This window comes from Pseudomonas sp. FW305-28, assembly GCF_017351395.1.
In the GTDB taxonomy this organism is placed as follows: Bacteria; Pseudomonadota; Gammaproteobacteria; order Pseudomonadales; family Pseudomonadaceae; genus Aquipseudomonas; species Aquipseudomonas fluorescens_AA.
Window position 1 is genome coordinate 1 of record NZ_JACNDD010000228.1, and the last position, 6,972, is coordinate 6,972.

General features: G+C 63.7%; 7 protein-coding genes. 5 read left to right on the plus strand and 2 right to left on the minus strand.

Annotated features, from left to right (window positions below):
• The coding region (locus tag J4E53_RS31245) for a DUF6124 family protein (RefSeq protein ID WP_409077850.1) at positions 1-112 on the plus strand (112 nt) is incomplete at its 5' end.
• A 134-nt stretch (positions 113-246) separates the two neighbouring features.
• Here the strand turns inward: J4E53_RS31245 and J4E53_RS29190 are convergent.
• Complete coding sequence (locus J4E53_RS29190) at positions 247-1,485, minus strand: M20/M25/M40 family metallo-hydrolase (protein WP_103311227.1); 1,239 nt, start codon at positions 1,483-1,485, stop codon at positions 247-249.
• A gap of 85 nt (positions 1,486-1,570) precedes the next feature.
• On the minus strand, positions 1,571-2,656 hold the full coding sequence (locus J4E53_RS29195; protein WP_060738203.1) for a diguanylate cyclase: 1,086 nt from the start codon (positions 2,654-2,656) through the stop codon (positions 1,571-1,573).
• Positions 2,657-2,922: 266 nt separating this feature from the next.
• On the opposite strand from J4E53_RS29195, the gene J4E53_RS29200 reads away from it, so the two are divergent.
• The 4 genes from J4E53_RS29200 to J4E53_RS29215 form a co-directional block, all read left to right on the plus strand.
• Positions 2,923-3,852, plus strand: a complete 930-nt coding sequence (locus tag J4E53_RS29200; protein WP_103311229.1) for an alpha/beta fold hydrolase — start codon at positions 2,923-2,925, stop codon at positions 3,850-3,852.
• Between the two features lie 150 nt (positions 3,853-4,002).
• Positions 4,003-5,502, plus strand: a complete 1,500-nt coding sequence (gene glcD / locus J4E53_RS29205) for a glycolate oxidase subunit GlcD (RefSeq protein WP_103311231.1) — start codon at positions 4,003-4,005, stop codon at positions 5,500-5,502.
• Positions 5,502-6,560, plus strand: a complete 1,059-nt coding sequence (glcE, locus tag J4E53_RS29210; RefSeq protein ID WP_103311232.1) for a glycolate oxidase subunit GlcE — start codon at positions 5,502-5,504, stop codon at positions 6,558-6,560. The genes glcD and glcE overlap by 1 nt, the downstream gene beginning before the upstream one ends.
• 1 nt (position 6,561) lies before the next feature.
• The coding region (locus J4E53_RS29215; protein ID WP_207268253.1) for a 4Fe-4S dicluster domain-containing protein at positions 6,562-6,972 on the plus strand (411 nt) is incomplete at its 3' end.

Sequence of the window (6,972 nt, forward strand, 5' to 3'; positions counted from 1 at the left end):
CCTTCAAGGCTCAAGGCACCACATTGCCCTGGGCATCCAGCAATTGATCGAATTGAGTGGGCAGCTGGCAAACCGCGCGCTGGACGACGTCGAAGCGCGTCCGTCGACATAGCGCATTTCCCTGTGGGAGCGAGCTTGCTCGCGAAGGCGGTTTGTCAGCCAACACTTGATCGACAGGCAGATCGCTTTCGCGAGCAAGCTCGCTCCCACAAGGTTTCGAGGCGCTCGAGGTTACGGCATGGTGCGTTACCGCCCCGCCAACTCCATGATCATCCGCGACAGCAGATAAATCCTGGGCACCACGCTCTCGACTTCCGCGTACTCCTCCGGCGTATGGATATTCCCGCCAACGATGCCAAAACCATCCAGCGTCGGCGTGCCGACACCGGCCGAGAGGCTGGCATCCGCCGCGCCGCCGCTGCCTTCCTCGGTGAGCTTGCGCCCCAGTTCGCCATAGATGCCTTGGGCCATGGCCATCAACCGGTCCGACTCCGCCGTCTGGGGCATCGGTGGCAGGCCGCGCTTGAGGCTGGTGGTGACTTCGGTGTCGGCGATCAATTTGTCCTGCGAGACCCGGGCCAGGTCTTTTTCGATGCGGTCGAATTCTTCCGGCACCGCCGCCCGTACATCGGCCTTGGCGCTCGCCTGGTCGGGAATCACGTTGGTCCGGTCGCCGGCCTTGATCACCGTGAAATTGATGGTGGTTTTCTTTTCCGCGTCGCCGAGCTTGCCCAGTTGCAAGATCTGGTGCGCGGCTTCCATCGCCGCATTGCGCCCCAGTTCCGGCGCGACGCCGGCGTGGGACGCTTTGCCCTTGACCTCCACCAGCGCCGTCGCACTGCCCTTGCGCCACACCACCAGGCCGTCGGCCGGGCGACCCGGTTCGAGGTTGAGGGTCACGTCATGGGCCTTGGCGGTTTTCTTGATCAGCTCGGTGGCGGCGTCCGAGCCGGTTTCTTCGCTGGCGTCGAGCAGGAAAGTAATCTGCGCGTAGTTCTTGAAATCCAGGTTCTTGAGCACCTTCAAGGCGTAGATCCCCGCGACGATACCGCCCTTGTCGTCCATCACTCCCGGCCCGTAGGCGCGGCCATCCTTGATATGGAACGGGCGTTCGGCGGCCGAGCCCTCCTTGAACACCGTGTCCATGTGGGCCATCAGCAGGATTTTCGCTTTACCGGTGCCCTTGAGGGTCGCCAGGATGTGCTGGGTACCGTCCGAGTTCGGCACCTTCTCAATGGTCGCGCCCAACTTTTTCAGTTCGTCGATGGCAATGTCGCCGACCTGGGTCAGCCCCGGCACATACCCGGAGCCGGAGTCGATATTCACCAGGCGCTCCAGCAACTTCAGGGCCTCGCCCTTGTACTGCTGCGCATCGCTCAGGATTTGTTGATGGGGTTGGGCAAAGGCCATAGGGGTGAAGGCGCCAAGGGCCAGGCTCAGGCCGAGGCTGACGGCCAGACGGGAGCGAACAGCGGTTATCGTCATGATTTCATCCTTGTTCCGTATCGAGAGAGTGCCATGGGCACCCTACCCGACAATGAACCAAGGCTCCAGGCAGCAAGAGGCCATCTCAGACAGAAACGGTCGACGCCTCCAACACCGGTCGATGGCGGTGGCAAGTGACCCGGTTGCGCCCGCTGGTCTTGGCTTCGTACAGCGCCTGGTCTGCATCGTTGAGCCAGAGGGTCGCGTCGGCATAAGCCGGGTTGAAGACCGCGACGCCAATACTCAGGCTCACTTTCAGCGCCGGGTCCCGCTCGTAGCTGAGGGTCGCGAAGCGCTCGCGCAAACCGTCCATGGCCTGCACCGCGTTGTGTTGGGTCAGGTCCGGCAGAATCACGCCAAACTCGTCGCCCCCATAACGCCCGACAACGTCGGCGGTACGCAGGTTCTGCCTGAGCAGCTTGCCGAGCTGACGCAGCACGATGTCGCCAGCCCCGTGGCCGTAGGTGTCATTGACGACCTTGAAATGGTCGATGTCGATCAATGCAATCGCGCCACGGGGCGTCCCGTCCGCAGGTTGGCGCACGCAACGCTGGAATTCCTCGTTGAGACGATCTTTCCAGGCGCCATGGTTCAGCAACCCGGTCAGGCTGTCGGTACGACTCAGGGCCAGCAATTCCCGTTTTTGCCGGCCCAGGGTGTAGGCCTGGCGAAAGCAGATCCAGCCCAGTGCCATCGGATACAGGCACAGCAGTGGCAGACACGCGTAGATCTGCGCCGGGCTGGTCATGGGCACGCTGCTCAGCGGGAAGATGACCGTGCCCACAGCGATGCCTGCCACCTGCGCCATCACCCCGACGAGCAGGAAACGCAGGCCACCGATGGCGACGTTGTTCATCGCCATCATCGCCAGCGTGACGGCCGTGGGCAGCGGGTTGAATTGCATCGCCGCGACCCAGAAGCCGCCAAGAAAGGCATCGATCAGCAGATTGCGGTGTTCGGCGTGATACGGCACCGCGCTGCGACGGGCCCACCAATAAGACAGGTGCGGCCAGAGCAGGCCGTTGAACAGCATGAAGCTCCAGACCCAGGGTGCCGGGTCGAGGGGATAAAGCGCGGCGCTGACCAGCAACAACCCCAGCGTCAGGCCCAGGGCGCGCGATACATAGAGCCTCCTGGCCAACGTCAGTCCCTTTTTTCCCGGTTTTTGCATGGACGCCTCTGCACCGCGGGTTCCCGAGTCATCGGGATAGGGTTGTCTGGAGTCTATCAGGGCGGCATCAAATAGCCACCACTGATGCAGGGGTATTTATTCACATTCAAATGCGAGACTCTGATGGGATTTTGGCTATACATGACAAGGAAATCCGTAAGCCTTCGAAAGGAGGCCCCTGAGTAACGATGTCCCGGATTTAAGCTTCACTTATTACCGACTGATCCGTTTGATTACATTCTGTCGCAGCCCATGGAGGGCAAAACATGCTGGTGTTGTGGGTAGTTCTTGCTGTACTTATCGCCTGGAGCTGGTTGACGTATCCCGGCATCGGCCATGTGATCTACGACATGAGCATGGCCTTGGAGGCACGCCTTTACCGGTTGCGCAAAATCACCGTGCCCATCAGCGAGATGACCGTGTCGACCTGGCAGGGCGGGCCTTATGAAGCGTCCGCCAGCATCCTGATGCTGCACGGCTACAGCGGCGACAAGAACCTCTGGCTGCGTGTTGCCCGGCATTTTGTCAGTGATTACCGGGTGGTGATCCCTGACCTCCCCGGCCATGGCGAAACCGGCTTCAAGGCCGGCGGCGGCTACGACATCCCGACCCAGGCCCGGCGAATCATCGAGTTGCTCGACGCCTGCGGCCTGGACAAGGTCCATGTGATCGGCAATTCCATGGGGGGCCATCTCGCCGCGTGGCTGGCGGCCACTTCGCCTGATCGCGTGCTGACCCTGGCGCTGCTCAATCCGGCCGGCGTCACCTCCCCCCAGCCCAGCGACATGGACCGCCAACTGGCCACCGGTCGTAACCCGTCCCTGGTGCATTCGCGGGAGGAGTTCATGCCGTTCTACGCAATGACCATGGCCTCGCCACCGTGGGTACCGGGCATGGTGATGGCGGCCGTGGCCGAGCGCTATGTACAACACCGCGAAGAACTGGCGGAGATCTACACCGACTTTCGCGACAGCCCGTCGATGGAGCCCCACCTGGCCGACATTCGCGCCCCTTCGCTGCTGCTCTGGGGCCGCCAGGACCGGGTGATCGATGTCAGCAGCGTGCCGGTGTGGAGCAAGGGCATCGCGGACTTGCGCGTGGAAATCTGGGACGGGATCGGCCACCTGCCGATGATCGAGCAACCGGGGAAAACCGCTGCGCTGTACCGTGGTTTTCTCAAGGGGTTGGGCCAGTGACGGCGATGCGTAAAACAACATGAACCCAATGTGGGAGCGAGCTTGCTCGCGATAGCGGCGACACATGCAACACTGATGCAAGCTGACCCACCGCCATCGCGAGCAAACTCGTTCCACAAGGATTCGTGGCGACTGAGGGGTATCGACTCCATGAACATCCTCTACGACGAACACCTCGACGGCCCTTTGCCGAAGGTGGACAAACAGGCCCTGCTGCAAGCCTTCCAGGCACAGATTCCAGACCTGGACATCCTGCACCAGGAGCAAGACCTCAAGCCCTACGAGTGCGATGGCTTGTCGGCCTATCGCACCACGCCCCTGCTGGTGGTCTTGCCCAGGCGGGTCGAGCAGGTGCAAGCGCTGCTCAAGCTCTGCCATGAACAGAACGTCCCGGTGGTCGCCAGGGGCGCCGGGACCGGTCTGTCCGGCGGTGCCCTGCCCCTGGCCAGTGGCGTGTTGCTGGTGATGGCGCGGTTCAACCAGATCCTGCACATCGACCCCGACGCCCGCACCGCACGGCTTCAGCCGGGTGTGCGCAACCTGGCGATCTCCCAGGCAGCGGCGCCGTTCGGGCTGTATTACGCGCCGGACCCTTCGTCCCAGATCGCCTGTTCCATTGGTGGCAATGTCGCGGAAAATGCCGGCGGTGTGCACTGCCTCAAGTACGGCCTGACGGTGCACAACCTGCTGAAGCTGGAAATCCTCACCGTCGAAGGCGAACGCCTGACCCTGGGCAGCGAAGCCCTGGATTCGCCGGGCCTGGACCTGCTGGCGCTGTTCACCGGCTCCGAAGGCTTGCTCGGGGTGATCACCGAAGTGACGGTCAAGCTGTTGCCCCGGCCCCAGGTCGCCAAGGTGCTGCTGGCCAGTTTCGATTCGGTGGACAAGGCCGGGCGGGCGGTGGCCGACATCATCGCCGCCGGCATCATTCCCGGTGGCCTGGAAATGATGGACAACCTGGCGATCCGCGCCGCCGAGGATTTCATCCACGCCGGCTATCCGGTGGACGCCGAAGCGATCCTGCTGTGCGAACTGGACGGGGTCGAGGCCGATGTCCATGACGACTGCGAACGGGTCCGTCAGGTGTTGGAACAGGCCGGGGCCACCGAGGTGCGCCAGGCGCGGGACGAGGCCGAGCGGCTGCGGTTCTGGGCCGGGCGCAAGAACGCCTTCCCGGCGGTGGGACGCCTGGCGCCGGATTATTACTGCATGGACGGCACCATCCCCCGACGTGCCCTGCCCGAAGTGCTGCAACGCATCGCCAGCCTGGGCGCCGAGTATGGCCTGCGGGTCGCCAATGTGTTTCATGCCGGCGACGGCAACATGCACCCACTGATCCTGTTCGATGCCAACCAGCCCGGCGAACTGGAGCGCGCCGAAACCCTGGGTGGGAAAATCCTCGAACTGTGTGTCCAGGTAGGCGGCAGCATCACCGGCGAGCACGGGGTTGGCCGGGAAAAAATCAATCAGATGTGCACGCAGTTCAACAGCGACGAACTGAACCTGTTCCACGCGGTAAAAGCGGCGTTCGATCCCCAAGGCCTGCTCAACCCCGGCAAGAACATCCCGACCCTGCACCGCTGCGCCGAGTTCGGTGCCATGCACATCCATGGCGGGCAGTTGCCGTTTCCCGAACTGGAGCGTTTCTGATGAGCCGCGAAGCCGACCAGGACGCCAGCGACCTGTTGCTCGAACAGGTCAATCGCGCACGGGCCAACGCCACGCCGTTGCGCATCCAGGGTTCGAACAGCAAGGCGTTCCTGGGGCGGGAAGTGGCCGGCGAAGTGCTGGACACCCGCGTGCACCGTGGCATCGTCCATTACGACCCCACCGAGCTGGTCATCACGGCGCGGGCCGGCACCCCGTTGCGGGAACTGCTCGCCGCCCTGGAGGCCGCCGGGCAACGCCTGCCCTGCGAACCGCCGGCGTTCGGCGACGACGCCACGGTCGGCGGCATGGTCGCCGCCGGGCTGTCGGGGCCACGTCGCCCCTGGGCAGGTTCGGTGCGCGACTTCGTCCTGGGTACGCGCCTGATCAGCGGCCACGGCACCGTGCTGCGCTTCGGCGGCGAGGTGATGAAGAATGTCGCCGGCTATGATCTCTCGCGCCTGCTGGCCGGCAGTTTCGGTTGCCTGGGGGTGATCACCGAAGTGTCCTTGAAGGTCCTGCCCAAGCCCCGTCACAGCCTGAGCATCCGTCTGGAGCTGGGCAGCGCCGAAGCCTTGGAGACACTCGCCGAATGGGGTCGCCAGCCCCTGCCCATCAGCGCCGCCAGCCATGACGGCGACTGCCTGCACCTGCGCCTGGAGGGGGGCGAAGGCTCGGTCAGCGCCGCTCATCAACGTTTTGGTGGCGAGGTGATCGACGATCGATACTGGACGGCACTGAATGAACATCGGTTGGCATTTTTCGACGAAGGCTTGCCGCTGTGGCGCCTGTCATTGCCCAACCACACCGGCCCCCTCACCCTGCCCGGCGCTCAACTGATCGATTGGGGTGGCGCGCAACGCTGGTTGAAAACCGAGGCCGGCACGGTGCAAGCCCTGGCCGATGAAGTGGGCGGCCATGCCACCTGCTATCGCCAGGGTGCCAGCGACACACCGTTCCAGCCACTGGCCCCGGCGCTGCTACGTTATCACCGGCAACTCAAGGCCCAGCTCGACCCCCTGGGACTGTTCAACCCTGGTCGAATGTACCCGGAGCTTTAGCATGCAGACTCGGTTCAGTGAGGAAAGCAAAAACCTGCCCCGCGCCGAAGAAGCCGAACGGATCCTGCGCAGTTGCGTGCATTGCGGCTTCTGCAATGCCACCTGCCCCACCTACCAATTGCTCGGCGATGAACTGGATGGCCCGCGAGGTCGGATCTACCTGATCAAGCAAGTGCTCGAAGGCCAGCCGGCGACAGCCAGCACCCAGTTGCACCTGGATCGCTGCCTGTCGTGTCGCAACTGCGAGACCACCTGCCCGTCCGGCGTGGATTACCACAACCTGCTGGATATCGGCCGGGCGGTGGTCGACCAAGCCGTACCGCGCCCCGCCGGCCAACGCGCACTGCGCCTGGGGTTGCGCAGCCTGGCCGTCAGTCCCGAACGGTTCAAGGCCCTGCTGCGCCTTGGGGCG

Bases quoted from the DNA above. Each gene is read 5' to 3' on its own strand.
- glcE (WP_103311232.1), top strand. From the start codon at position 5,502: ATGAGCCGCGAAGCCGACCAGGACGCCAGCGACCTGTTGCTCGAACAG.
- glcD (WP_103311231.1), top strand. From the start codon at position 4,003: ATGAACATCCTCTACGACGAACACCTCGACGGCCCTTTGCCGAAGGTG.
- J4E53_RS29200 (WP_103311229.1), top strand. From the start codon at position 2,923: ATGCTGGTGTTGTGGGTAGTTCTTGCTGTACTTATCGCCTGGAGCTGG.
- J4E53_RS29195 (WP_060738203.1), bottom strand. From the start codon at position 2,656: ATGCAAAAACCGGGAAAAAAGGGACTGACGTTGGCCAGGAGGCTCTAT.
- J4E53_RS29190 (WP_103311227.1), bottom strand. From the start codon at position 1,485: ATGACGATAACCGCTGTTCGCTCCCGTCTGGCCGTCAGCCTCGGCCTG.